We start from the raw sequence: 25,171 nt of genomic DNA, 5'->3' as shown, positions 1-25,171 counted from the left end.
AGGCCACAGGGGACCTCTTACCGCTATCAACGTGCCCGACATTGCCAAGGTGTCCACCATCGGGTGGTTCTCAGTCGATTATCAGGCCTGCGGGAGTGTTCTCGGGGGTGATCACGGACGTGGCGGGCGTCGGCTACTCGCCGTGGCGGGCATCTGTCGGTTCGTAGCGGCGGGTGAAGTCGAGGATGCGGGAGGTCACCAGTTTCGGGAACTGGTGGAAAATGCCGTGCCCGGCCTTGGGAACGATCTCGACTTCGCAGGAGGGCACGTTGTCGCGCAGGCGTTGTTCGGCGAGTTGCGGGTTGATCGCCAACGACTCCGACCCGAGCAGCGCCAGCGTCGGCGTGGTGATAGTGGCCAGCCGATCGTCGGTGAACATCTTCGGGTAGCCGATCGTGGGGCTGTATCCGAGAGCTGCCTTCACACCGGCGTATTCCGCGTCGGTCAGGGTGACACCGGGATTGAGCCGTGCGTTCATCTTACGGAGGTTCTTGTCCGTGGGCCGAGCGCCGATGCGGATCATCGTCCACAACAGGCTCCATTTGATCTTCGTCAACGTGCCGGTCGGCTCGACCACGGTCAGGCTGGCCAGCCGCGCCTGCTGGGTGGTGCCGATGACCAGCGCCTGCCATCCGCCCTGCGAGTAGCCGACCAGATGGACCTGGTCGACACCGAGACCGTCGAGGACCTCACCGAACCAGGTACCGAAGCCCGTTTCATCGAGCGGTGCTGTCTGCACACTGAGGCCGGGAGCGCCGATCATCTCGGGCATGTAGACGAGATGATCGCGAGCGAAGTCCTCGATCACATGGTCCCAGGACAGGCTGTTGCCGCCGAGGGAGTGCATCAGCACGATCGGTACGCCTTCTCCCGCACCGGCTTTGCGGACCCGAGTGGTGCCGTAGGAAGTGCTGACATCGAGCGTGGCCGACGGGATCCGCCACTGCTTTTCCAGTTCTCGATAGGTCCGCATGTACTCCTCGCGAGCCTTGTCGTTCTTGAATCGTCCGAGCTTTGCCATGACCACCCCTGTTCTTCGTTGGTGATATAACCATACCATAAAGGTGATATGGGCGTACCATGAAAACCTGCCGGGACAGAAGGAGGCGACGTGCCACGTTTGGCCGATCACGAAGAACGGCGCAGGTCGATCACCAGTGCCGCGCGGCGGGTCATCGCGCGGGGCGGGCTCGAAGCCGCGACCTTTCAATCCGTTGCCGCCGAAGCCGGAGTCTCGGTACGGTCGGTGCAGTACTACTTCGGGACAAAACGGGAGTTCCTGCTCGCCACCCACCGGGCTGTCGTCGAGGCTTCGGGTGCCCGGATGGCGCAGGCGTTCGCGACGCTGGGACCTGACGCGGGCCCGCGCGATATCGTCCGCATCATCGCGCTCTCGCTGCTGCCGCTGGACGAGCCGAGTCGACAGGACGCGATCATCCTCGGCATCTTCCACGCGGCGGCGCTCGCCGGTCCCGACATCGACTCCACCGACACCGCAGGGGCGCCCAACTACATCGTCGACGCGATCGCCGGCCAGCTGCGGCAGTTGCGCGGGACCGATACCGACGACAAGGCGCTGTTCACCGACGCCGAGGTGATCCTGCTCGCGGTCGGCGGGCTGGCACAGGGCATGCTCACCAACGACGACTATGCCTCGCGCGCAACACAATTGGTCGATCACCTGCTCGACCGCGTGCTCGACGCCTGAAATACGAACAGCCCCGGCGGAATTCGCCGGGGCTGTGTCGTACACGCTCGAATTACTTCTTGCGTTCCTTCTTTTCGCGCACGCGCACCGAGATGCGCACCGGCGAACCGTCGAAGCCGAACTCCTCGCGCAGGCGACGCTCGAGGAAGCGGCGGTAGCCGGCCTCGAGGAACCCGGTGGTGAACAGCACGAACGTCGGCGGGCGGGTGCTCGCCTGGGTGGCGAACATGACGCGGGGCTGACGGCCGCCACGCATCGGCGGCGGGGTGGCCGCGATGACTTCCTTGAGCCAGGTGTTCAGGCGACCGGTGGAGATGCGCTTGTCCCAGGACTCGAGCGCGGTCTCCATCTGCGGCACCAGCTTGGCCACGGCGCGGCCGGTGTGGGCGGAGATGTTGACCCGCTGCGCCCACGGCACGCGCACGAGATCGCGGTCGATCTCGCGCTCGAGCATGTAGCGGCGGTCCTCGTCGACCAGGTCCCACTTGTTGAACGCCAGCACCAGCGCGCGACCGGAGTCGGCGACCAGGCTGATCACGCGCAGGTCCTGTTCGGTGATCGGCACCGAGGCGTCGATCAGCATGATCGCGACCTCGGAGGCTTCCAGGGCCGACTTCGTCCGCAGCGAGGCGTAGAACTCGGTGCCGGTGGCGCTGGAGACCTTGCGGCGCAGACCGGCGGTGTCGACGAACTTCCAGGTCTTGCCGCCGAGCTCGACCAGCGAGTCGACCGGGTCGACGGTGGTGCCCGCGACATCGTGGACCACCGAACGCTCGTCGCCCGCCAGCTTGTTGAGCAGGCTGGACTTGCCGACGTTCGGCTTGCCGACCAGGGCAACGCGACGCGGGCCCGCGACAGCGTTGCCTTCGCGCGGGGTCTCGGGCAGCGCGCTGAGCACGTCGTCGAGGAGGTCACCGGTGCCACGACCGTGCGCGGCCGAGACCATGCGCGGTTCGCCCAGTCCGAGCGACCACAGCGAGGCGGCCTCGAGTTCGACCTTCTGGTCGTCGACCTTGTTGGCCACCAGGATCACCGGGATCTTGGAGCGGCGCAGCTTGCGCACCGCGGCCTCGTCGGTGGTGGTCGCGCCGACGGTGGCGTCGACGACGAGCAGGATCGCGTCGGCGGTTTCCATCGCCACCTCGGCCTGGCGGGCGACATGGGCCTGCAGGCCCTTGGCGTCGGGTTCCCAACCGCCGGTGTCCTGCACCATGAAGCGGCGCCCGGCCCAGTTGGCCTCGTACGAAATACGGTCACGGGTGACGCCGGGAACGTCTTCGACCACCGCTTCGCGACGGCCGAGAATGCGGTTGACCAGGGTCGACTTGCCCACGTTCGGGCGCCCGACCACGGCAAGCGTCGGCATCGCGACGAACTGCTCGCCCTCGCCGTCGGCGTCGATATCGAGGTTTTCCCACTCGGACTCGTCGGTCCAGGTTCCGTCGCCTACGAGAATCTCTTCGATCATCGCGGACCTCCTGTCGTGGCCGAAAGCTGCTGAGCCACCACGCGATACAGCTCCTCGATGGTCTGGGCCATCGTCAGGTCGCTGGTGTCGACGAGCACCGCGTCGGCGGCGGGGCGCAAGGGCGACACTGTGCGGGTGGAGTCGAGGGTGTCGCGGCGGACCACGTCGGCCAGCACGGCCTCGTAGTCGTCGCCGCGGCCCTCGCGGATGTTCTGGGCGTTGCGCCGCTGGGCGCGTGCCTCCGGGGAGGCGGTGAGGTAGATCTTGGCGTCGGCGCCGGTGAGCACGACGGTGCCGATATCGCGGCCTTCGACCACGATGCGCCCGGAGGACGCCGCGATCTCCTGCTGCAGGGATACCAGCTGCTCGCGCACCTGTCCGACTGCCGAAACCGCCGAGACGGCCTTGGTGACGGCATCGCCGCGGATCTCGCTCGACACGTCCTCGCCGTCGAGTTCGATGACCTCGTGGCTGGGATCGGTGCCGATCGAAAGCGGCAGCGCCGCAACGGTTTCTGCGATCGCGACCGAGTCGGTCAGGTCGACGCCCGCACGCAGCACGCACAGGGTCGCCACGCGGTACATGGCACCGGTGTCGAGATAGCGGGCACCCAGACGCGTCGCGAGACGACGCGACACGCTGGACTTGCCGGTGCCGGAGGGACCGTCCATCGCGACGACGAGCGTCGCGTCACCGGTCATCCGGTCACTGGCGAACTCCAGGGGAAAGTCCACACCGTTCACAGCTGCACCGCCTCGTAGAGTTTGCCGATCTCGTCGCGGCCGAGCACCCGCAGCGTGCCGGGACGCTGGTCACCCAGTGCGACCGGGCCGATGTGGGTGCGTACCAGCCGGATCACCGGGTGGCCGACCTCGTCGAGGATCCTACGCACGATGTGCTTGCGGCCCTCGTGCAACACGAGCTTCACCAGCGACCGGCCCTGGTTGGCCTCGAGCATCATGAACTTGTCGACCTTGGCAGGCCCGTCCTCGAGCTCGACGCCTTCGCGCAAGCGCTTACCGACAAGGCGGTAGTTCACTTCGCCGTCGACGGTGGCCAGGTAAGTCTTGGGCACCTCGAACGAGGGGTGCATCAGCCGATGCGCCATCTCGCCGTCATTGGTGACCAGCAGCAGACCCTCGGTGTCGGCATCCAGACGGCCGACGTGGAACAGGCGCTGACCAGCGGCGATACGCTCGGCGATGATGTCGCCGACGCAGGGGCGACCCAGGTCGTCGGACATGGTGGACTGCCAGCCCCTCGGCTTGTTCAGCACCAGGTGCACCAGTTCGTCGCGGACGACGACCCGGGTGCCGTCGACGCGTACGACCGCGTTCTCGGCGTCGATACGCAGACCCTGCTCACGCACGATCTTGCCGTCGACCTCGACGCGACCGGCGGCGATCATCTCCTCGGCGGCGCGACGCGAAGCCACCCCGGCCTTGGCGAGGACCTTCTGCAGGCGTTCGCCTTCGCCCCACGGGAGCTTCTTGGGGCCCTCGGTGACGTCGGCGTGCTGGTGACGTGCGGGCTTGGCGTTGTTCAGGATCGTCGGAGCGACGACCTTCTTCTGCGGCTTCGAGGAGGTCTTCTTGCGAGCGGCGAAGGCCTGGGTACCTGCCGAAGCGCCGCTACGCTGGCCGGCCGTGCCGCCCCGCTGGACGTCACCACGCGGGTAGCCGCCACCGGTGCCGCGACGGTCGTCACGCTGACCTGCGCCTGCGGGAGCGCCACGACGGTCGTCACGCTGGTAACCACCGGCCGACGGACCACGACGGTCACCACCGGCGGGGGCACCACGACGGTCATCACGCTGGTAACCACCGGCGGACGCGCCGCGACCGGCCGGGGCACCACGTCGATCATCACGCTGGTAACCACCGGGCGAACTGCCACGACGGTCACCACCGGTGGACGCACCACGACGGTCATCACGCTGGTAGCCACCACCGGTGGACCCACGACGACCGCCGGATTCGGCGTCACGCTGGAAGCTGCCCGCGGAACGGGCTGCTGTCTGATTGCCGCGCTGATAGCCACCCGCGCCGCGGGCGGGAGCACCTGCGCGAGAGCTCCCCTGCCCGGTGCGCGCACTGTCGCCACGGTTGCCCGCGGTTCGATTCGCGCCACTTCGGGGCTGGTCGCTGCGATTTCTTCGATCCGGTGTGCCATCTCGGCGAGCGGAATTATTCATCTGTCCTGTCAATCGTCAGTGCCGAGGTCCATGTCGGACTCGGCGGGTTTCTTCAGCCTGGTGAACCGGGGATCGGTTTCCAGGCTCTCGCTGATCTCGTCGATCAGATCGACGCCGGGAAGCAGCGGCGCCAGCAATGGCAGGTCGCCGAGAGAGGCGAGCCCGATCCGTTCGAGGAACAACTCGGTGGTGCGGTACAACGTGCCGTTGGTTTCGGGGTCCTGACCCGCTTCCGCGATCAAGCCTCTGGCCAGCAGCGTGCGCATCACTCCGTCGACGTTCACCCCTCGGACCGCGCTGACCCGCATGCGGGTCACCGGCTGGCGGTAGGCGACTACCGCCAAGGTTTCCAAGGCGGCCCGGGTCAGTTTGGTCCGGGCCCCGTCGAGCAGTACACGCTCGACGTAGGGCGCGTACTCCTGTCGAGTATAGAAGCGCCATCCGTCACCGACGAAACGCAGGTCGATGCCGCTGCCCCGTTCGGTCAGTTCGGCCGCCATCGCGCGCAGCACGGTTTCGACGCGCTCGCTGGTGTCGTCCAGGGCCGCTGCCAGCTGTTCTGTCGGTGCCGGGGCGTCGACGACAAGCAACATGGCCTCGAGGGCCGAGCGCAATTCGAGGTCGTCGAGTGGCTCGGAGGTGAATTCCGCCACTGCTTCGGTCATGCTCTGCCTCCTCGGATGATCGTGGGCGCTGCGTGGTCACTCTGCGCCGGCGCCTGCGGGCCCGATGCGCTCACCCGTAATCCTCCTCGAACTTCAACGCCGCCGCTTCCGCCTCCACGTCGAGCTCGCCGAGCCAGCTGACAGCCAGCGGCCCGAGCGGATCGGGTTGGTCGAAGGCGATGGTCTTACCGCGATACAGCTCCAACAACGCCAGGAACCGCGCCACGATTTCCACCGGGACTGTGCAGTCGACCACCAATTCGGCGAACGTCGTCCACCCGCCCGGCCCGCGTTGCTTCAAGAGGGCCAGCACCACCTCGGCCTGTTCGGCGACCGAGATGGTGTGCATGTGCAGGTGCCCGAGCCCAACTTCGGCGATCGGGCGTGGCCGGAAGGCGGCCGCGGCGATCTCGGCGAACGCGGCGATATCCACGCCGAGCGTCACCTCGGGCAGCAGCCCTTCGAATTGTTCTTCCAGGGCCACCGAGCGCGGGTACCGACGCAGGGCCGCGGCCTCGAGTTCGGCGAGCAGCTCGGCCACCTGTTTGAACGCGCGATATTGCAGCAGTCGCGCGAACAGCAGATCGCGAGCGTCGAGGAGTTCGAGATCGTCGGCGTCGGTCATCTCCCCCGACGGCAGCAGCCGCGCCGCCTTGAGATCGAGCAGCGTGGCGGCGACGACGAGGAATTCGGTGGTCTGATCGAGAATCTTGTCCGCGCGCAGCTTGGTGTTGCCGGCCAGCTCGGCGGTCAATGCCTTGGTGTAGGCGATGAATTCGTCGGTGACCTGGTGCAGCGCGACTTCGGTGACATCGAGTTTGCGCGAGCTGATCAAGGTCAGCAGTAGATCGAACGGCCCCTCGAAATTGGTGAGCCGCAGATGAAATCCGGTTTTCTCCGCGTCCGGTACCGCGTCTTCGGGTACTTCTTGCACCGCAGGTGGAGCTCCGATCACCGGCCCGACCGGTGGATTACTTCGCGGGCCATCGCGCGATAGGATTCGGCGCCGCCCGACTTCGGCGACCAGGTGGTGATCGGCTCGCCCGCGACGCTGGCGTCGGGGAAGCGCACGGTGCGCGAGATGGCGGTGTCGTAGACCAGATCGCCGAACACCTCGACCACCCGCGACATCACCTGACGCGAATGCAGCAGGCGCGCATCGAACATGGTGACCACGATGCCGTAGAGGCTCAGTCGCGGGTTGAGGCGGTCGCGCACCTTCTCGACGGTGTCGTTGAGCAGGGCCAGGCCGCGCAGCGAGAAGTACTCGCACTCCATCGGAATGATCACACCGTCGGAACAGGCCAGCGCGTTGACCGTGAGCAGGCCGAGCGAGGGCTGGCAGTCGATGAGGATGTAGTCGTAGCGATCGCGCACGCCGTGCAGGGCACGGCCGAGCGACTGTTCGCGGCCGACCTCGTTGACCAGCTGGATCTCGGCCGCCGAGAGATCGATGTTGCTGGGTAACAGGTCCATGCCGTCGACCTTGGTGGTCTGCAGCACGTCGTCGACCTTGGCCTTGCCGCCGATCAGCAGGTCGTGCACGGTGAGATCGAGATCGTGGTGTGCCACACCGAGTCCGGCCGAGAGCGCACCCTGCGGGTCGAGGTCGACCAGCAGCACGCGACGACCGTATTCGGCCAGTGCCGCACCGAGATTGATGGTCGAGGTGGTCTTGCCGACCCCGCCCTTCTGATTGCACATGGCGACGACGAGCGCGTCACCATGGCGCTGGACCTGCGGTGGATCGGGCACCAGGCGCAGCGGGCGGCCGGTCGGGCCCATCTCGACGGGCTCGGTGACCTGTTCCGGTCCACCGTCCCACGGTGTTTCCGCTGTCGTCACGATCCGCTGCTCCTTATACGTTTTCCTTGCCGGTAACCCCTGTCGAGGGTAGCGAGGCCGATCCGGGACCGGCTCGCTTTCGTTCGGTCCAGCTCTGGGTAGACGCTACCGCTCGGACCGGTGAGGTACGGCATGGCAACGCCGGGCGTGTTCGCACGATACCTGCTCCGCGCACATCGACGACGGGTCATGTCGCACGGGGATGGGCGCCTGCCCACACTTCGCGCAGGGTGCTCACGGTCACGAGGGTGTAGATCTGGGTCGTGGTCACCGAGGCGTGGCCGAGCAGTTCCTGCACCACACGCACGTCGGCGCCACCGTCGAGCAGGTGGGTGGCGAAGGAGTGACGCAGGGTGTGCGGCGAGACCGTCGACCCGATTCCGGCGCGTTCGGCAGCGGTCTGCAAGACCTGCCAGACGCTCTGGCGCGACAGCCGACCGCCACGAGCATTGAGGAAAAGCGCTCCGCCGGAACCTTTTCCGCTCGCGGCGAGAGTGGGCCGACCGCGCACGAGATACGCGTCGACGGCGGCGAGGGCGGGGCGGCCGATCGGGACGAGACGCTGTTTCCCGCCCTTGCCGTGCAGCACCACACAGCGTTGTCCGGTGTCGATGTCGTCGACGTCGAGTCCGACCATTTCCGAAATGCGCGCGCCCGTGGAATAGAGCAGTTCCAGCAGTGCCCGATCACGAAGCCCGCGCGGTCCACCGTCGGAACCGTCCGGTTCGCCGCCCGCCGATTCGAGCAATCGCAGAACCTGGTCGTAGGGCAGCGCTTTGGGCAACCGGCGACCCGGCGCGGGTGGTTTGACCGCATGCGCCACATCGGTGTCCGTGATGCCTTCGGCGGCGGCGAACCGGTGTAGCCCGCGCACCGCGATCAACGCCCGCGCCACCGAACCGGCCGCCAGCGCAGGATGATCGGCGCCGCCGGAACGCAACGCCATCGTGAATTCGGCGACGTCACCCTGGGCCACCGCGCGCAAACTCTCCACGCCTCGACCGGTGAGGAAGTTCCGGTAGCGGGCGAGGTCGCGACGGTAGGCGCCGAGGGTGTTACGCGCGGCTCCGCGCTCGACCGTCAGGTGGTCGAGGTAGGCGTCGATCTCCCGCTCGAGCACGCGCCCCGCCTAGTCCCCGACGACTGTCGCGGTGCTGTTCACGCTTCGCTACCGGGCTTCGCCTGCGCCTCGGCGGCTTTGCGGCGCAGGAACTTCGTCGGCTGACCGGGCCACGGCGCATCCGGAGACCGCAGCCCCACCCCGCTCGCCCGCGCCGCCGCATAGGCGAGCACCCCGGCGACCGCGGTCGCGTTCACGATCTCCCCCGCCAACGCGGCGCGCACCGCCTCGTCGAGAGGCATCCGCACCAGTTCCAGATCGGCTTCCTCGTGTTCGGGATCGGGCCGGTCGGTGCTGCTCAGACCGGTCGCGAAGAACACGCGAAGCGCCTCGTCGGTGAAGCCAGGCGACAATGCCACATCCACCAGCACCGACCACTGGGCGGCAGCGAGGCCCGTTTCCTCGGCCAGCTCACGCTTGGCCGCGGTGAGCGGGTCCTCACCGTCGATATCGAGCAGCCCGGCGGGCAGTTCCAGCAACCGGGTACCGATCGGATGCCGGTACTGCCGGATCAACACGACATTGCCGTCGTCGTCGAGCGCGAGCACCGCCACCGCACCATGATGCTCGATGACCTCACGCTCGGCGACCCGCCCGTCCGGCATCCTGACCTGATCCTGGCGCAGGGCCAGGATCGCGCCGCTGTAGAGCACCCGGCTCGACACCGTCTCGAAGTCGTGACTACCGGGCTCGCTCATATGCCTCTTCCTAGAGTTCCGCGGCCTGCTCAGCCAGCTCTTCCTCGGGGAAGTCTACGGGAAGGCGTTCGGCCAGTTTATATTTCAACGCCGCGTTGATCAGCGCCGCGAACAGCGGATGCGGACGCGTCGGGCGGCTCTTGAGCTCCGGGTGCGCCTGGGTGGCGACGAAGAACGGATGCACCGAAGCCGGATACTCGACGAACTCCACCAGGTGCCCATCGGGCGAGGTGCCCGAGAACACGAGACCGCTCTTGGCGATGGCGTCGCGGTAGGAGTTGTTCACCTCGAACCGGTGCCGGTGCCGCTCGGAGACGTTCTCGGTGCCGTACGCCTGCGCGACGACCGAGCCCTTCTTCAGCGTGGCGGGGTAGGCGCCGAGGCGCATGGTGCCGCCCAGATCGGCTTCACCGGCGACGACGTCTTCCTGATCGGCCATGGTCGAGATGACCGGGTTCTTGGTGTCGGGCTCGAATTCCGCGGAGTTCGCGTCCTCGATACCGACCGAACGCGCCGCCTCGATGACCACGCACTGCAGACCCAGGCACAGACCCAGCAGCGGGATACCCCGGTGCCGGGCATAACCGATCGCGCCGAGCTTGCCCTCGATACCGCGAATACCGAACCCGCCGGGGATCAGCACAGCGTCGACATCACGCAACGCCGCCTGCGCGCCCGCCTCGGTCTCGCACTCGTCCGAGGGCACCCAGCGGATGTTCACCTTGGCGCGATGGGCGAAACCGCCCGCACGCAGCGCCTCGGTCACCGACAGGTAGGCATCGGGCAGATCGACGTACTTGCCGACCAGCGCCACCTCGACGGTCTCGCGGGGGGAATGCACGCGATCGAGCAGATCGCCCCACACCTTCCAGTCCACATCACGGAACGGCAGCCCGAGCTTGCGCACCACGTAGGCATCGAGGCCCTCGCTGTGCAGCACCTTCGGGATGTCGTAGATCGACGGCGCGTCCGGGGTGGAAATGCACGCCTCCACGTCGACGTCACACATCAGCGCGATCTTGTTCTTCAGACCCTGCGGCACCTCACGGTCACACCGCAGGATCAGCGCGTCGGGCTGGATACCGATATTGCGCAACGCGGCCACCGAATGCTGCGTCGGCTTGGTCTTGAGCTCACCCGACGGCGCCAGATACGGCACCAGCGACACATGCAGGAAGAACACGTTGTCACGACCCACATCGTGACGAATCTGGCGCGCCGCCTCGAGGAACGGCTGCGACTCGATGTCACCGACGGTGCCACCGATCTCGGTGATCACCACATCCGGCACATGCCCCTCGAGATCGGGACCCTGCATCGCGAGGATGCGGTTCTTGATCTCGTCGGTGATATGCGGGATGACCTGCACCGTATCGCCCAGATACTCGCCACGGCGCTCCTTGGCGATCACCGTCGAATAGATCTGACCGGTGGTCACGTTCGCGTCCATGGTGAGATCGCGATCGAGGAAACGCTCGTAATGACCCACGTCCAGGTCGGTCTCGGCACCGTCCTCGGTGACGAACACCTCGCCGTGCTGGAACGGGTTCATGGTGCCCGGATCGACATTGAGATACGGGTCGAGCTTCTGCATCGTCACCCGCATGCCGCGCGCGGTCAGGAGCTGACCGAGGCTGGAGGCGGTGAGACCCTTACCCAATGAGGAGGCGACGCCACCGCTCACGAAGATGTGCTTGGTGGCACTTTTAGCCGAATTCCGTTGATGACCCACGGACCACCACTGTACCGCTAGTCCGCCTCTCCGCGTATTTTGCCGGTCGTTTGCGGGCGGCGTGTTGGTCTCGCGGGCCGGCGGAGAGGCGCGGGGAGACAGCTGGGCGTGCCCGGTGAGTTACCGATGTTCTTGCGTGATCAGTTGTTACGTCGTTTACGCGAGTCACGCGCGCTTGCGATGGGAGGTGGTGAGGTTCTCAATCGGTGAGGTGCGGCTACCAGTGGGTGCGGCGATAGGATCGGCCTGATGAGACCGCTAGTGAAGGCGTCGGGCAGTGACGCGGGATCCGATACCCGTGGGCGGATTCTTGCTGCCGCGGTCGAGATGGCGGAGACCACGGGGCTGCGCAAGGTTGCGATGGAGGAGATCGCGCGGCGAGCTCGGGTCGGCAGAGCCACCCTGTATTTGCATTTCTCCGGTCGGGACGACCTGATCGCGGCGATGATCGACGATCAGTTGGCGCGGTTCTTCGCCGATGTGCAAACCGTTCTCGACCAGCACGACAACGGTGAGGACCAGCTCGTCTACGGGTTCGCCCATGCTTTTCGGTTGCTGTTCGGCAATAAGGCGTTGAGTACTGTTCGCGCGGTCAATCCGGAGATCTTGCAGCCGGCGATCATCGGTGAGAGTCGAGCTTTGCTGATGGGGCGGGCACTGGTCGAGTCGGCGATGGGTACCCAGGACCTGCCCGCGGAGTCACGCGCGGTGTTCGCCGAGCACGTCGCCCGCATGTTCCACACCTACATGCTGATCCCGACACAACTGGCCGATATGACGGCGCCGGACGTCGCCGAGGATTTCGCGCGGCAGTTCCTGCTGCCGATCCGTGACCATCTGCTCGCGCAGGCTCGCTGACCGCCCGGGTGCGGGCGGCCGGCGAGCACTCCGGACATCACTCGGCGAGCAAGCCCTTGGCGATGTGGGTCACCTGGATCTCGTTGCTGCCCGCGTAGATCATCAGCGACTTCGCGTCCCGCGCCAGCTGCTCGACGCGGTATTCGGCCATGTAGCCGTTGCCGCCGAACAACTGCACCGCTTCCATCGCCACATCGGTCGCGGCCTTGGTCGAGTACAGCTTCATCGCCGACGCCTGGGCCAGGGTCGGCATCTTGCCCGCCGCGAAGCTCTCCAACGCGTTGAACACCATGTTCTCGACATTGAGGCGCGCGATCTCCATTTCGGCCAGCTTCAACTGAACCAGCTGGAACCGGCCGATCTCCTGACCCCACAGCTTGCGCGACTTGGCGTAGTCGATGCAGAGCCGGTGACATTCGTTGATGATGCCCATCGACAGGATCGCGCAGCCGACGCGTTCGACGATGAAGCTCGAGCGCGCGCTCTCGCGACCGTCGCCACCCTTGTGGTCCTCGGTCTCACCGAGCAGTCGATCCTTGGACAGGCGCACGTTGTCGAAGAACAGTTCCCCCGTCGGCGAGGAGTGCATGCCCATCTTCTTGAACGGCTTGCCCTGGGTGAACCCTTCCATGCCCTTGTCGAGCACGAAGGTGAGCACCTTGCGTTCGCGCTTGTCGCCGCCGTCGCCCTCGTCGAGCTTGGCGTAGACGACCACGGTGTCGGCGAACGGACCGTTGGTGATGAAGGTCTTCTGGCCGTTGAGGATGTAGTCCTCGCCATCGCGGCGGACGTAGGTCTTCATGCCGCCGAAGGCGTCCGAACCGGAGTCGGGCTCGGTAATCGCCCACGCCGCAACCTTTTCCAAGGTGACGATGTCCTTGAGCCAGCGCTGCTTCTGCGCCAGGGTGCCGCGCGCGGCGACCGTCGCCGCACCGAGCCCGAGGCTCACACCGACCGCGGCGACACTACCCAGGGTGACACCGGTCATTTCGCTGACCACGACCGCGGCCATGCTGCCCTGGGCGGCCAGGGGATTCGCACCGGACTTCTTCTTGTCCGAGGACTTCTTCTCGGGTGCGGGTTCGCCCGCGGCGATCCGGTCGGCCTTGGCCTGTTCCTTGGCCAGCATCTTGTCCACCGCCTCACCGGCCATGACATCGATGCCGAAGTCGGCGAACAGCTTGCGCATGATGTCGTAGGGCGGCAGGTCGCCGTGCTCGAGCTCGTCGATGTGGGGACGAACTTCCTTGTCGATGAACGCGCGAACGGATTCGCGGATCATCTCATCGGTCTCGGACCATTCGAACATCGTTGTCTCTCCAAGATTCGTGAGCTAGGGCAGGCGCATGGCGATGTCATGACGACGTCCTCGATAGAAAGGTAGACACTTTTCAACCATCTGTCTTTCAATCGACCGAAGAGTCGACTCCGACATCGACGCTTGCCACCGCGTACACGAAGGTGGTGCTCGATCAGCGGGGCATGGCCACCAGGGTCAGCGAGGTCGCAGAGGTGCCTGTTCCGTAGCGGCCCGCACCGCCGGTGAGTTGTTCTGTGAGGGCGAGTGTTGTTGTCACCCGACCTATTTCGCGGTCGATGTTGTCGACCGTGGTGACCGTGGTCGCGAGGGGGGCCTGGGCTCGGACGTTGGCGATCGCGGCGTTGCCCTCGGCGGCGCCCGGGCGGCCTGCGAGGACTGTGCCCGCGGCTCGTGCCCGGAGGGCGGCGGTGAAGCGGGCGACCGTCGCGCCCTGGCCTGCGTCGGGTTCGACACCGTTGCCTGTGATCACGACCGCGAGCTGCGCTGGTCTCGTCGGGGGGTCGGTGTAGGTGAGGAAATTGCCGCCTCGGAGGGTTTCGAGGATGAGGGACAGTTCCTCGGGGGTGCTGCGGGGGCGGTTGGTGGTGGGATCTTGGAGCAGGGACAGGCCGAGGAGGTCGCCTGCGAGGCTGCCCTGGTCTACGGCGCCGGTGTTGAGCTGGGCGCCCGCGGGGACGATGTTGGTCAGGGTGGAGCGCATGCGGTCGCCCTCCCCCGCGTCGACGAAGGAGTCGGTGAGAGCGATGCGGCCAGTGATCGTGGCGCCTGCTGTTTGTAGGGACTTGCTCACGCCGTCGATGTCGGCGGGGTCGGCGTCGGGGGTGGTGAGGACGACGACAGTGCGGTCGGCTAGGGTGCCGTTCAGGATGCGGGGTGCCGCGCCCGCGATGAACTGGTCGGCGGCATCGAGACGGGCCGTGAGCTGCGCGTTCTGCGCGGACAGCTCGTCCACCTGGGTGTTCAGGCCGGTTTTGTCCGAGCGCAGGCCCGAGATCATGTCACCGGCGAGGGTGTGCGAACCGAGGACCACCCCGATCGCCAGCGCGAGGAAGATCGCCGCGATCGAGATGGCGTGTTGACGCAACGAGATCACAGCAGACCACGCACCCACAGGACGAAGCTGTTCCAGTACTCGATCGCCCAGTCCAGCACCTCGGACCCACTGCGCGAGGCCAGGATCACCACCACGATCGCCACCAGCGCGGCCAGCACCACCAGTGCCACCGCGGCGCCCGCGGAACGATGCCGGTACAGGGTCGACACCGCGTTCGCGTCGACCAGCTTCGAACCGACCTTCAACCGGGTCAGGAACGTGGCCGGATTGCTGTCGCGACGGCCACGGTCGAAGAAATCCTCGAGCGAGGCGTGCGCGCCTGCCAGCACGATCAGCGACGCGCCGTGGTGGTCGGCCAGCATCAACGCGAGGTCGGTCGGCGAACCCGAGGACGGAAAGGTGGTGGCGCCGATCCCGAGATCCTGGATGCGCTCGAGTCCGTTGGCGTGACCGTCGGTGTCGGCGGGCAGGATCATCTCCGCCCCGGATTTCAATGTCTCCGTGCTGATCTCGTCGGGATCGCCGACGATCAGGTCGGGGGTGTACTTGAGCTTGCGCAAGGTGTCGGCGCCGCTGCCGACACCGATCAGAATCGGCGCGTACTCCTTGATGAACGGCTTGAGCCGCTGCAATTCCTCGAGATGGCCCGAGCCGTCGGCGATCACGACCACGTGCCGGTCGCGCATGTCCAACTCGATATCGGGCACGCCGACACCGTCGATCAGCAGCGCGCTCTCGGTACGCACGAATTCGGTGGTGTTGCCCGCGAACGCGTCGAGGTGATCGGCGAGTCCGTTGCGCGCCTCGATCATTCGGTCGGCGATGGTCGCCTCGTCGAACTCGATGCCCTCGACCAGGACATCGGGTTCCTTCTTGGTCAGCTTGTCGGCGTAGACGATGCCGCCGTCGATGCGCACCTTGGCGCCGTCCTTGATCTTGCCGAATGCGTCGGAGGACACGGTGTCCATGAGGACGATCCCGTTGGCCACCAACACTTCCGGGCCCAGATTGGGATACCGGCCGGAGATCGACGGCGAGGTGTTGATCACCGCCAGCACCCCGGCCTCGACCAGTCGGTCGGCGGTGTGGCGGTCCAGATCGGTCGCGTCGAGGACGACCACGTCCCCTGGACCCACCCGCCGCAGCAGTCGTCCGGTATCGCGATCGACCCGGGCGATCCCGGCGACACCGGGCAGCGTTTCCGTGTTCCGTGACAACAGCGCCGGCATCTTCATGAGGCCGATGATGAAGCCAAACCCTCAACCTTTGGTGGAGGCGCGCCGGTCGGAGCACGGTCTGCCACTACCCGTATGCTCCGGGTCACAGACATTTCGGACAGGAGACACATTCATGCCACGTAGCACCGTCGAGACGGTTTTCGACGCACCTCGCGACATCGTCTACCGCCTCTTCACCGAGCGTGAGAGCGTCAGCCCGTACCTGCCGATCCAGGTCAAGCTGGTCAAGGCCGGCGATCCGGCCACCGGCGTCGGCGCCCAGCACCTGCTCGGTTTCGGCAAGGTGGGCGTCACCGAGGAGATCACCGCGCTGGTCCCCGGCGAGCGGATGGAGTACAAGATCGTCAAGGGTGCGCCGGTCAAGCGGCACGTCGGCACGATCGACTTCACCGACACCACCGAGGGTGGCACCCGCGTGGTGTACACGATGGACTCCCAGCCGTCGCTGCCCGTGCCCGCGCCGGTGCTGGAGTTCGGTCTGCGTCAGCTGACCAATCAGCTCCTCGGCGGGGTTCGTAAAGCCCTGCGCTGACGTTTGGTGGACCTCGGGACTCGGTGTTCGGTAGTCCATGAGGCACTGGCTGTGTTTATTGGAGCGCTGGCGCGCTCGAGTCGCGGCTCCTAGGGGTCGCCGGTTAGCCACCGGGGCTTGCTGAGAGGGGGCGTGGGGCCCCCGGGCGTAACCCCGCCCCCGCCCCGCCCACCGGGGCTTGCTCCTTCGTCGCGTGCGCCCCGGCGGCTAACCGGCGACCCGGCCGCGACCGGCCACTGCGTGGCCGCTGCTCCCTATGGGTCGCAGGTGGGGGCTGGGTCGTGCGGTCACGGCGGATCTGGGGTATGCGGTGTGGCTAGTGGTGATCGCTGATTCAGGCAGGTAGTCGCTCGGCTCGGGCGGTTTCGAGTAGTTCTTCCGCGTGAGCTCGGCCGGTCTCGGTGTCGTCGAGGCCGGCGAGCATGCGGGCCAGTTCCACTACGCGTTCCTCGTCGGTCAGCGTGCGAACTCCGCTGTCCACCTTGCCTTTTCCGTCGTCGGACTTGTTGACCACCAGGTGGGTGTCGGCGAAGGCGGCCACCTGGGGTAGGTGGGTGACGACGATGACCTGGTGGGTGCGGGCCAGGCGTGCGAGGCGCTTGCCGATCTCCACCGCTGCCCGGCCGCCGACACCGGCGTCGACCTCGTCGAACACCATGGTCGCGCCGTGGTCTGAACCCGCGAGCACCACTTCCAGCGCCAACATCACCCGCGAGAGCTCACCGCCCGAAGCGCTCTTGCTCAGCGGCAGCGACTGCGCGCCGGAATGGGCGGAGAGCCGGAATTCCACTTCGTCGCAGCCATTGGACCCGGCGTGCAGCAGCACACCGTCGACGTCGAGCGGCGCCGAATCCTGCGGGCTCGCCTGCATCGGACGAACCTGGACTTCCAGGCGCGCCTTGCCCATCGCCAGCCCGCCGAGTTCGGTGCTCACCGCGCTCGCCAGCTTGCCCGCCGACTTGGCGCGGGCGGCGCTGAGCTTGCGGGCCGCCTCGCGCACCTTGCCTGCGGCGGTCTCGACCTCACCGGCCAGCTTGGCCAGCGCGTCTTCGGACACGTCGAGAGAGTCCAGGCGCGAACGCGATTCGTCGGCCCACGCGATCACGCCGTCGATGTCGGGTGCGTATTTGCGGGTCAGCGATTTGAGTTCGGCCTGACGGTTGAGCATCGAGTCCAGCGCGCTGGGATCGGACGGCAATTCCGACAGGTAGCTGCTGAGTTCGGTGGCCGCGTCGACGACCACCGCGATCGCCTCGCCCAGCCGCGGGGCCAGCGCGGCCAGCGCCGGGTCGTCGGCGGAATCCAGGCGGGCTCGGGCGACACCGAGCAGGTCGAGCACGCCCCCACCGTCGGCCGGTGCGTCACTGGGGCCCGACAGCGACTCGTGCGCGGCGACGGCCGCCTCACGCAGCGAATCGAGGTCGCTGAGCCTGCGGATCTCGGCGACCAGGCGGGTGTCCTCACCGGGTTCGGGCGCGATCTCGTCGATTTCGCCGAGGGAGTGCTTGAGGCGGTCGGCTTCGAGTGCCAATTCCCTACTGCGCGCGGTGCGTTCGAGCAGTTCGGTGCGCGCGTCCAGCCAGGATCGGCGATGCACCTGGTACTTGCGCAGCAGTCCGGCGACGCCGTCACCGGCGAACTGGTCGAGCGCCGACAGTTGCTGTTCGGGTCGCTGCAACCGCAACTGGTCGTTCTGGCCGTGGACGGTCAGCAGCCGGGAGGTGAACTCGCCGAGCACCGCGGCGGGCACCCCGCGCCCACCCAGATGGGCGCGCGAACGTCCGTCGCTGTTGACGGTGCGGACCGCGATCACGCTGCCGTCCTCGTCGGCCTCGGCGCCCGCCGATTCCAGTACCTCCCCGACCGCCGCGCGCGCCGCCTCGTTCACGTCGTCGACGACGAAACGGCCCTCCACCACGGCTTTCGCCGCGCCGAGCCGTACCCGTCCCGCGTCCGCCCGCGCACCGCTGAGCAGGTGCAGGCTGGTGACAACCATGGTCTTGCCCGCACCGGTCTCACCGGTGAGCACGGTCAGACCGGCATGGAACTGCGCGGTGGCCGTCGAGATGACACCGAGTCCGTCAATCCTGATCTCTGTCAGCATCAGTGCTCTTCCGTTCGCTGTCTGCCCCGCCAGCCGGTGACCGGCAGCTGGAACTTGCGCACCATCCGGTCGGCGAAGGGCGCTGAATCCAGGCGCACCCACCGCACCGGACGTTCGCCGCGCACCATTTCGGCGCGGCCGCCACGCGGCAACGCGAGGGTGCGTCTGCCGTCGAGGAAAACGATCGCGTCGTGCCCGGTCGCCACGGTTTCCACCGCGATGAGCGACTCCGGACTGGTGACCAGTGGCCGCGCGAACAACGCGTGGGCGTTGCTCGGGATCACCAGCATGGCCTCCAGTTCGGGCCACACCACCGGCCCGCCCGCCGAGAACGCGTAGGCGGTCGACCCGGTGGGGGTGGAGATGAGGATGCCGTCGCAGCCGAACGCCGAGACCGGCCGTCCGTCCACTTCGAGGACCACTTCCAGCACACCCATCCGCTGGGCGTTCTCGAGGCTGGCCTCGTTGAGCGCCCAGCCGCGTTCGACGATCGTGTCGTCGACGCGCACGGTGACATCGATGGTCATCCGGTTTTCGACCTGGTAGTCGCGGTCGACCACCTGGGAAAGCGCTTCGTCGAGGTTCTCGGCCTCGGCTTCGGTGAGAAAACCGATGCGGCCCAAGTTGATTCCGAGCACCGGCACCCCGGCGGGCCTGCCGAGTTCGGCCGCGCGCAGGAACGTGCCGTCGCCGCCGAGGGCGAGCACCATCTCACAGCCCTGCGCCGCCGACGGGCTGTGCGGCACCACCCGCACCGGGTATCCGGCTTCGTCCTCGAACCGGGTGCTGTCGGCCTCGTCGGCGAGTACCCGCAGGCAGATGCCCGCTTCGGCGAAGATCTTCGCCACCCGGTGCGCAGTCTCGATGATCTCCGCGCGACCAGGGTGGGCGACGAGCAGGATCTCCCTGCCGCCGACATGCGTACTCACTGCGGACCCTCCTCGACAGCCTTCGCGACCAGCGCCCGCACCTGTTCGGCGTCGTAGTCGAACGGGCCGACCTTGCGCAGCCACAGGAAATACTCGACATTGCCCGACGGACCGGGCAACGGACTGGCGACCACACCCAGCGTGCGCAGCCCGAGCGCGGCGGCCGCGGTCGCGACATCACACACCACTTCGATGCGCAGCGCCGGATCACGCACCACTCCGCCCGAACCGACCCGGTCCTTGCCGACCTCGAACTGCGGCTTCACCATCGGCAGCAGATCGGCGCCGTCGGCGGCGCAGGCAGCCAGGGCGGGCAGAACGAGTGCGAGCGAGATGAACGACAGGTCGCCGACGACGATTTCGACTGTGCCGCTGATGGATTCGGGAGTGATGTTGCGCACGTTGGTGCGGTCGAACACTGTCACCCGGTCATCGTTCTGCAGTCGCCAGATCAACTGGCCGTAGCCGACGTCGACCGCGACCACCTCGCTCGCGCCCTTGTTGAGCAGCACGTCGGTGAACCCACCGGTCGACGCGCCCGCGTCCAGACACCGCTTACCCGCGATGCTGACACCCTCCGGCTCGAACGCCTCGAGCGCGCCGAGCAGTTTGTGCGCACCCCGCGACGCCCACGACACCTCGTCGGGTTCTTCCCGCACGATCAGCGGGGTTCCGGTCTCCACGGCCGTCGCCGGTTTCACGGCGACGGTGCCGGCAATCAGGACGCGGCCCGCGCTGATCAGTTCGACCGCGTGTTCTCGCGATCGCGCCAATCCGCGGCGAACCAGTTCGGCGTCCACGCGCGCTCGTCTGGCCACCTCAGATCTTGTCCACGGTCGCGAGCGCGTCGACCAGCACGTCGTGCGCTTGCTCGAGGATGCGCGCACGACGGGTGATGTCGGCGCCGGTCTCGGTGTTCTCCGCCGGGCTCACGGCCGCACGGGGGCCGAGTTCGGCGAGCAGTGCGTCGACGTCGGCCTTGATCCGGTTCGGATCGGCCGGTTCCTGATGCGCCGGGGCTCCTGGCAGGTGAGCACCCGGCACGGGAATCCCGGGCCGGGGAGGCTGTGACGCGCCGTTCGGCGGTGAACTCGCTGTACTCATCGTGGCGTCAACGCTATCGGATTTCCGAATCGGCTGCGCGCACCCGTACCGCCCGGCCCGGATACTGTCGCAACAGTTCCGCGATGTCTGCTGGTGCGGCCGCTTCCACCGGTGCGGCGTCGTTGAGTGCGTCGAGGGTGGCGGCGATGTAGGTGGGGATCCGGGAGGTGGGCGCGCCGAGCGCCTCGTCCAGGGTGCTGACTCCGGTCAGCACCAGTAGCGAGTCGAGGCCGAGGCCGTTGGCGCCTTCGATATCGGTGTCGAGGCGGTCGCCCACCACCAGCGAGCGTCGGGTGCCCGCTCGTTCGATCGCGTCTTCCATCAGCGGCGCGAACGGCTTACCCGCCACCAGTGGCTCGCGATCGGAGGCGGTGGCCAGGGCGGCAACCATCGAACCGTTGCCGGGGGCGAGGCCGCGCTCGTTGGGCAGGGTGCGGTCGGCATTGGCGGCGATCCACAGTGCGCCGGAGCGTAAGGCGTAGGCGGCTTCGGCGAGGTCGGGCCACGCGGTCGTCGGCGAGTGGCCCTGCACGACCGCCGCCGGTGGGGTGTCGTCGAATCGACGGATGGGCTCGAGCCCGACGGCTTTCACCTCGGCGGCCAGATCGTCGGTGCCGACGACGAGCACTCTGTCGCCCGGGCTCAGACGTTCGGACAGCATGCGGGCGGCGGCTTGCGCGCTGGTCACCACATCGTCGGCGGTGGCCGGGTAGCCGAGTCCGTCCAGGTGGTGCGCCACTGCACCCGGGCCGCGGGAAGCGTTGTTGGTGACGTAGACGAGCCGTTGCGCCGAATCACCATCCGGGGCAAGCGCTTCCGGCGCACCCACGATCACGTCGGGTCCGCGGTACAGCGTTCCGTCCAGGTCGAGCAGCAAAGCGTCGTATTGATCGCGCAGCCGGTTCATCCACCCTCACTCCGTCGTCACTGCCGGGTCGAACACATCCGCGACCCTAGGCGAAGGCACCGACAGCTTCGGCTCTCCTCGGCTGTCGAATAGCGCTCGCACTCTTCATGATCGGTTATGCGGGCCGTATTCGGGCCGGGTGTGCCCGGTTCCACGTCTACGGTCGGCGCTTACGGGCCGAGTTCGCCGGCCGATGTCGATACCGGTCGTCTTGCCGCTGAGCCGTTGTTCGACGCGTGGCCGCCACCTCGGATCCGCCTACCGGGCCGCCCAGTGACCCACATTCGCCAGTAACCGGGCCGACTGAGTATGGCCCGCTGATCCCCGAGCCCCGCGGACATGCGAAAGGCCGCAGGCTGGGAACCCCTTCGAAGTCCCCGGCCTGCGGCCTGTGCGTTGTTTACTGTGCGTCGCCGGTGAGTTCGGTTGCCCGCTCCTCGGCGTCGGTTTCGTCGTCGAGGTCGGCGGCGGCGGCGTTGAGGAACCACTGCAGGCCCTCGTCGGTCCGGCCTGCCGCGACCAGTGCGTCGGCGTAGGCGTAGAACAGGCGCGCCGCGGCGGAACCGGTGCGCGACGGGTCCAGATCGGAGGCCTGCAACGTCACGACGGCCTGGTCGAACTGACCCAGGTCCATGCGGGCGCCCGCGACGACCATCCGCAGCTCGGCGGCTTCGTCACCGGTGAGTGTCTGGGCCTCCTCGCTGCGACCGAGCTCGATGGCCCGCTCCGGCCTGCCGAGACCGCGCTCGCAGTCCGCCATCACCGCGAGCAGTCCGGCACCACCCGACATACGACGCGCGGTCCGCAGCTCCGACAGGGCCTCTGCCCACTCCTCGGCGTGGTAGGCCACCACACCGGCGGTCTCACGCACCACCGCGATGCGGCCCGCACGCTGCCGCGCGGCCCGAGCGTGGGCCAGCGCCAGGCGCGGATCGTCGTCGAGCAGCTCGACGGCCATCACCATGTGCCGGGCCACCGAATCGGCGTTGTTCTTGTCCAGGCTCAGCAGATCGCGACGCACGGCCGGGTCCAGATCGGAAGCCACCACGTCCTCGGGCAGATCCGGCTCTTCGGGACGAGCCGCCCGACGATCGTCGGGTCGCCCACCGGCCGCACGGGCACCTTCACCGCCACGGCGACGATCGTCGCCACCGCCGAAACCACCTGTCCGTGCCGCGCCGGATTCCGATCTGCCACGCGAACGGTCGTCACGATCCGTACGAACACCGCGATCAGCGAATCCACGCCGCTCGCCGCGATCATCACCACGCGGGCGATCGTCGCGATCCGAACTGCCGGCACGGTCGTCACGATCCGAACTGCGCGAGCGGTCGTCACGATCCGAACTGCGCGAGCGGTCGTCGCGATCCGATTCACTACGCGCACGGTTGTCACGCGAGGTCTCGTCGCGATCGCCGTCGGCCGAAAGACGTGACGGCTCATCACGATCCGAAGCGCCAGGCGAACGCTCGTCGAGATCCGAACGGGCGTCGAGATGCGCCACAGGCGGGGCCTCGTCGCGATCCGCGGTATCAGACCCGTTATCGAGATCGGCCGCAGGCGAACGCTCGTCACGATCCGCGGTGCGGGACCGGTCGTCGAGGTCCGAGTTGTCGTTATCGGACTCATCGCGATCCGTGCCACGCGAACGGTCGTCTGCGGCATCGCGGACGCCGCTGTTCGCAGCTTCCGCGGTCCGGTCGCCGTCGGCTACCCGAGCCGCACTCGGCTCCGAGCGCTCGGCTGAAGTGTCCTCGGACTGCTCAGTGGACGCTGATGACTTGTCGCTCGCTGCTGCGGTGTCCGATGCACCGGCCGTGGCCGTGCTGTCGTCACGTTCGATGGTCGACTCGTCGACGTCGTCAGCAGCCGCGGCCGAGACGACACCGAGCACATCGCTTTCGCGCTCGGTGCGCTTCTCGCGGTAGGTGCCGTTGAGCGGCTTGCCGTCCTCGCCGACGAACCTGCCCTGACCTGCGGTGCGGGCGTCACGCTTGAACCCACCACGGTCATCGTCACGCCGGGGTCCGCGATCATCGTCGCGACGCTGGTAGCCGCCCTTGCCGCTGTCGTCGCGACGCGGGTAACCACCCTTGTCGTCACGTTTCTGGTAGCCGCCACGATCCGAGGATCCACCGCGCGAACGGTCATCACTGTCATTGCGACGGAAGCCGCCACGATCGGAGCTGCCACCACGGTCGCTACCGCGATCGGAGCTACCGCGCGAACGGTCGTCACCTTCGTTGCGACGGAACCCGCCGCCCGAACCGCCACCGGGACGATCGTTGCCACGGTATCCACCGGACGAACGGTCGCTGCCACCGTCGTTGCGCTTGAACCCACCACGGTCGCCGGAGCCACCGCGATCGCTCGAGCCGCCACGACCGGCGTCGTCGCGACGCTGGTAGCCGCCGCGGTCACCACTGTCGCTGCGCTTGAATCCACCGCGATCGTTGTCGTCACGCTTCTGGTAACCACCGCGACCGGCGTCATCGCGCTTCGGGTAACCGCCGCGATCGTTGTCATCGCGTTTCTGGTAGCCGCCGCGACCTGCGTCGTCGCGCTTGGGGTAACCACTCTTGTTGTCGTCGCGACGCTGGTAGCCGCCGCGATCCGAGCCGCCGCGGAGACGGTCATCGTTGTTGCCGCGGTATCCACCACGGTCGCCGCCGCGATCGAAACCACCGGACGGACGGCCGCTGCCGCCCTCATTACGCTTGAATCCACCACGATCACCGGAACCACCACGGCCCGCATCATCACGACGCTGGTATCCACCACGGTCACCGCTGTCGCTGCGCTTGAACCCGCCGCGATCGTTGTCGTCACGCTTCTGGTAGCCGCCGCGATCGTTGTCATCGCGCTTCTGGTAGCCACCGCGACCTGCATCGTCGCGCTTGGGGTAGCCACTCTTGTTGTCGTCGCGACGCTGGTAGCCGCCACGATCCGAGGAGCCGCCGCGGGGACGGTCGTCGTTGCCGCGGTATCCACCACGGTCGCCGCCGCGATCGAAACCACCGGACGAACGGTCACTGCCGCCCTCATTGCGCTTGAATCCACCGCGATCGCTCGAGCCGCCACGGCCGGCGTCATCGCGGCGCTGATAACCGCCACGGTCGCCACTGTCGTTGCGCTTGAATCCGCCACGGTCGGAGCTACCGCCGCGATCGTCGCGGTTGTATCCGCCACGCTGGCCCTCGGGACGGCCGGAGCCGCGATTGTCGTCGTTGCGACGGAATCCGCCACGATCGGAGCTGCTCGAGCGGCCGGCGTCGTCGCGCTTGGGGTAACCGCCACCTTCGCCGCGGCCCGCACCGCGATTGTCACCGTGTCCGCCGCGGGGTCGATCGGTCGGTTCGCCGCGCCGGCCGAAACCGGGGGCGTCTCCGTCCCGGCGGAAAGGCTTCCGTCCGTCGTTGTGTTCCGACACGGCGATCCCTCTCTAGGTTCCCCGACCTTGCGGGGAGTGTTGTCAATGGCCCCGCCACTAAGAATTCAACCACGGACGAAGGACGGGGCATCGTCCGCCTGGCGTACCGAACTCGTATCGAGTCCACAAACGCCGATAGGGGACCCAAGAAGGGTCCCCTATCGCGAAGGATGTTCCGGCAGTGTCCTACTCTCCCACACCCTGTCGAGTGCAGTACCATCGGCGCAGGTGGCCTTAGCTTCCGGGTTCGGAATGGGACCGGGC

At 67.4% G+C, this 25,171-nt stretch carries 22 protein-coding genes and 1 rRNA gene; 3 read left to right on the top strand and 20 right to left on the bottom strand.

All coding sequences use genetic code 11. The features are described from left to right. Nucleotides 1-133: 133 nt before the first annotated feature. Nucleotides 134-1,021, bottom strand: a complete 888-nt coding sequence (locus ACFWUP_RS19335; RefSeq protein WP_379236082.1) for an alpha/beta fold hydrolase — start codon at nucleotides 1,019-1,021, stop codon at nucleotides 134-136. Nucleotides 1,022-1,111: 90 nt separating this feature from the next. Between ACFWUP_RS19335 and ACFWUP_RS19330 the strand changes: the two genes are divergently transcribed. Then, nucleotides 1,112-1,708, top strand: a complete 597-nt coding sequence (locus tag ACFWUP_RS19330; RefSeq protein WP_379236080.1) for a TetR/AcrR family transcriptional regulator — start codon at nucleotides 1,112-1,114, stop codon at nucleotides 1,706-1,708. A gap of 52 nt (nucleotides 1,709-1,760) precedes the next feature. Here ACFWUP_RS19330 and der read toward each other — a convergent pair whose 3' ends face one another. From der to ACFWUP_RS19285, 9 genes are all read right to left on the bottom strand, one after another. Then, nucleotides 1,761-3,176, bottom strand: coding sequence for a ribosome biogenesis GTPase Der (gene der / locus ACFWUP_RS19325; protein ID WP_379236078.1), 1,416 nt, complete (start codon nucleotides 3,174-3,176; stop codon nucleotides 1,761-1,763). Beyond that, nucleotides 3,173-3,877, bottom strand: coding sequence for a (d)CMP kinase (gene cmk / locus ACFWUP_RS19320; protein WP_379236293.1), 705 nt, complete (start codon nucleotides 3,875-3,877; stop codon nucleotides 3,173-3,175). The genes der and cmk overlap by 4 nt, the downstream gene beginning before the upstream one ends. A 38-nt stretch (nucleotides 3,878-3,915) precedes the next feature. Further along, nucleotides 3,916-5,370, bottom strand: coding sequence for a pseudouridine synthase (locus ACFWUP_RS19315; RefSeq protein ID WP_379236077.1), 1,455 nt, complete (start codon nucleotides 5,368-5,370; stop codon nucleotides 3,916-3,918). 8 nt (nucleotides 5,371-5,378) lie between these two features. After that, nucleotides 5,379-6,035 carry an SMC-Scp complex subunit ScpB gene (gene scpB / locus ACFWUP_RS19310; protein ID WP_379236075.1) on the bottom strand — a complete coding sequence of 219 codons (657 nt, stop codon included), beginning with the start codon at nucleotides 6,033-6,035 and terminating at the stop codon, nucleotides 5,379-5,381. Nucleotides 6,036-6,105: 70 nt separating this feature from the next. Next, nucleotides 6,106-6,990 carry a segregation and condensation protein A gene (locus ACFWUP_RS19305; protein ID WP_379236073.1) on the bottom strand — a complete coding sequence of 295 codons (885 nt, stop codon included), beginning with the start codon at nucleotides 6,988-6,990 and terminating at the stop codon, nucleotides 6,106-6,108. Then, nucleotides 6,987-7,820, bottom strand: coding sequence for a ParA family protein (locus ACFWUP_RS19300; RefSeq protein WP_228538008.1), 834 nt, complete (start codon nucleotides 7,818-7,820; stop codon nucleotides 6,987-6,989). Before ACFWUP_RS19300 ends, ACFWUP_RS19305 begins: the two co-directional genes overlap by 4 nt. A gap of 247 nt (nucleotides 7,821-8,067) precedes the next feature. Beyond that, nucleotides 8,068-9,000 carry a site-specific tyrosine recombinase XerD gene (gene xerD / locus ACFWUP_RS19295; protein WP_379236071.1) on the bottom strand — a complete coding sequence of 311 codons (933 nt, stop codon included), beginning with the start codon at nucleotides 8,998-9,000 and terminating at the stop codon, nucleotides 8,068-8,070. A 38-nt stretch (nucleotides 9,001-9,038) separates the two neighbouring features. After that, nucleotides 9,039-9,698 (bottom strand): NUDIX domain-containing protein, encoded by a 660-nt coding sequence (locus tag ACFWUP_RS19290; RefSeq protein ID WP_379236069.1) that lies wholly within the window; start codon nucleotides 9,696-9,698, stop codon nucleotides 9,039-9,041. A gap of 10 nt (nucleotides 9,699-9,708) precedes the next feature. Then, complete coding sequence (locus tag ACFWUP_RS19285) at nucleotides 9,709-11,430, bottom strand: CTP synthase (RefSeq protein ID WP_379236067.1); 1,722 nt, start codon at nucleotides 11,428-11,430, stop codon at nucleotides 9,709-9,711. Nucleotides 11,431-11,679: 249 nt separating this feature from the next. Between ACFWUP_RS19285 and ACFWUP_RS19280 the strand changes: the two genes are divergently transcribed. Continuing rightward, nucleotides 11,680-12,288, top strand: coding sequence for a TetR/AcrR family transcriptional regulator (locus tag ACFWUP_RS19280; RefSeq protein WP_379236066.1), 609 nt, complete (start codon nucleotides 11,680-11,682; stop codon nucleotides 12,286-12,288). A 37-nt stretch (nucleotides 12,289-12,325) separates the two neighbouring features. On the opposite strand, the gene ACFWUP_RS19275 is transcribed toward ACFWUP_RS19280, so the two are convergent. The 3 genes from ACFWUP_RS19275 to steA all read right to left on the bottom strand — a co-directional run bounded on the left by ACFWUP_RS19275 (nucleotide 12,326) and on the right by steA (nucleotide 15,898). Beyond that, a complete protein-coding gene (locus ACFWUP_RS19275) occupies nucleotides 12,326-13,597 on the bottom strand; it encodes an acyl-CoA dehydrogenase family protein (protein ID WP_379236064.1) in 1,272 nt (423 codons plus the stop codon). 163 nt (nucleotides 13,598-13,760) lie between these two features. After that, nucleotides 13,761-14,702, bottom strand: a complete 942-nt coding sequence (locus tag ACFWUP_RS19270) for a copper transporter (RefSeq protein WP_379236291.1) — start codon at nucleotides 14,700-14,702, stop codon at nucleotides 13,761-13,763. Further along, nucleotides 14,699-15,898, bottom strand: coding sequence for a putative cytokinetic ring protein SteA (steA, locus tag ACFWUP_RS19265; protein ID WP_379236062.1), 1,200 nt, complete (start codon nucleotides 15,896-15,898; stop codon nucleotides 14,699-14,701). The genes ACFWUP_RS19270 and steA overlap by 4 nt, the downstream gene beginning before the upstream one ends. Before the next feature lie 115 nt (nucleotides 15,899-16,013). Here steA and ACFWUP_RS19260 point away from each other — a divergent pair, with 115 nt between their 5' ends. After that, a complete protein-coding gene (locus ACFWUP_RS19260; RefSeq protein ID WP_379236060.1) occupies nucleotides 16,014-16,433 on the top strand; it encodes an SRPBCC family protein in 420 nt (139 codons plus the stop codon). A 334-nt stretch (nucleotides 16,434-16,767) separates the two neighbouring features. Here the strand turns inward: ACFWUP_RS19260 and recN are convergent, their stop codons facing one another. The 7 genes from recN to rrf all read right to left on the bottom strand — a co-directional run. Then, entirely contained in the window at nucleotides 16,768-18,537 is a 1,770-nt protein-coding gene (gene recN, locus ACFWUP_RS19255) for a DNA repair protein RecN (RefSeq protein ID WP_379236058.1), read from the bottom strand. Then, nucleotides 18,537-19,466, bottom strand: coding sequence for an NAD kinase (locus tag ACFWUP_RS19250; protein ID WP_379236056.1), 930 nt, complete (start codon nucleotides 19,464-19,466; stop codon nucleotides 18,537-18,539). Before ACFWUP_RS19250 ends, recN begins: the two co-directional genes overlap by 1 nt. Next, nucleotides 19,463-20,284, bottom strand: a complete 822-nt coding sequence (locus tag ACFWUP_RS19245; RefSeq protein ID WP_379236054.1) for a TlyA family RNA methyltransferase — start codon at nucleotides 20,282-20,284, stop codon at nucleotides 19,463-19,465. The genes ACFWUP_RS19250 and ACFWUP_RS19245 overlap by 4 nt, the downstream gene beginning before the upstream one ends. A gap of 1 nt (nucleotide 20,285) precedes the next feature. Then, complete coding sequence (locus ACFWUP_RS19240; protein ID WP_379236052.1) at nucleotides 20,286-20,570, bottom strand: hypothetical protein; 285 nt, start codon at nucleotides 20,568-20,570, stop codon at nucleotides 20,286-20,288. A gap of 13 nt (nucleotides 20,571-20,583) precedes the next feature. After that, nucleotides 20,584-21,477 carry an HAD-IIA family hydrolase gene (locus tag ACFWUP_RS19235; protein WP_379236050.1) on the bottom strand — a complete coding sequence of 298 codons (894 nt, stop codon included), beginning with the start codon at nucleotides 21,475-21,477 and terminating at the stop codon, nucleotides 20,584-20,586. Between the two features lie 400 nt (nucleotides 21,478-21,877). Then, nucleotides 21,878-22,981, bottom strand: coding sequence for a hypothetical protein (locus ACFWUP_RS19230; protein WP_379236289.1), 1,104 nt, complete (start codon nucleotides 22,979-22,981; stop codon nucleotides 21,878-21,880). Between the two features lie 2,099 nt (nucleotides 22,982-25,080). After that, nucleotides 25,081-25,171: ribosomal RNA gene (gene rrf, locus ACFWUP_RS19225) — 5S ribosomal RNA — on the bottom strand; the annotation flags it as partial.

Origin of the sequence: Nocardia sp. NPDC058658, assembly GCF_042716665.1 — a bacterium.
Lineage (GTDB): Bacteria > Actinomycetota > Actinomycetes > Mycobacteriales > Mycobacteriaceae > Nocardia.
This window is presented reverse-complemented; position numbering and strand designations above follow the sequence as displayed.

What these genes read in the sequence shown, in the direction of transcription:
- ACFWUP_RS19335 (WP_379236082.1), bottom strand. Translation starts at nt 1,021, where the DNA reads ATGGCAAAGCTCGGACGATTCAAGAACGACAAGGCTCGCGAGGAGTAC.
- der (WP_379236078.1), bottom strand. Translation starts at nt 3,176, where the DNA reads ATGATCGAAGAGATTCTCGTAGGCGACGGAACCTGGACCGACGAGTCC.
- cmk (WP_379236293.1), bottom strand. Translation starts at nt 3,877, where the DNA reads ATGACCGGTGACGCGACGCTCGTCGTCGCGATGGACGGTCCCTCCGGC.
- ACFWUP_RS19315 (WP_379236077.1), bottom strand. Translation starts at nt 5,370, where the DNA reads ATGAATAATTCCGCTCGCCGAGATGGCACACCGGATCGAAGAAATCGC.
- scpB (WP_379236075.1), bottom strand. Translation starts at nt 6,035, where the DNA reads ATGACCGAAGCAGTGGCGGAATTCACCTCCGAGCCACTCGACGACCTC.
- ACFWUP_RS19300 (WP_228538008.1), bottom strand. Translation starts at nt 7,820, where the DNA reads ATGGGCCCGACCGGCCGCCCGCTGCGCCTGGTGCCCGATCCACCGCAG.
- ACFWUP_RS19290 (WP_379236069.1), bottom strand. Translation starts at nt 9,698, where the DNA reads ATGAGCGAGCCCGGTAGTCACGACTTCGAGACGGTGTCGAGCCGGGTG.
- ACFWUP_RS19280 (WP_379236066.1), top strand. Translation starts at nt 11,680, where the DNA reads ATGAGACCGCTAGTGAAGGCGTCGGGCAGTGACGCGGGATCCGATACC.
- ACFWUP_RS19275 (WP_379236064.1), bottom strand. Translation starts at nt 13,597, where the DNA reads ATGTTCGAATGGTCCGAGACCGATGAGATGATCCGCGAATCCGTTCGC.
- steA (WP_379236062.1), bottom strand. Translation starts at nt 15,898, where the DNA reads ATGAAGATGCCGGCGCTGTTGTCACGGAACACGGAAACGCTGCCCGGT.
- ACFWUP_RS19260 (WP_379236060.1), top strand. Translation starts at nt 16,014, where the DNA reads ATGCCACGTAGCACCGTCGAGACGGTTTTCGACGCACCTCGCGACATC.
- recN (WP_379236058.1), bottom strand. Translation starts at nt 18,537, where the DNA reads ATGCTGACAGAGATCAGGATTGACGGACTCGGTGTCATCTCGACGGCC.
- ACFWUP_RS19240 (WP_379236052.1), bottom strand. Translation starts at nt 20,570, where the DNA reads ATGAGTACAGCGAGTTCACCGCCGAACGGCGCGTCACAGCCTCCCCGG.
- ACFWUP_RS19235 (WP_379236050.1), bottom strand. Translation starts at nt 21,477, where the DNA reads ATGAACCGGCTGCGCGATCAATACGACGCTTTGCTGCTCGACCTGGAC.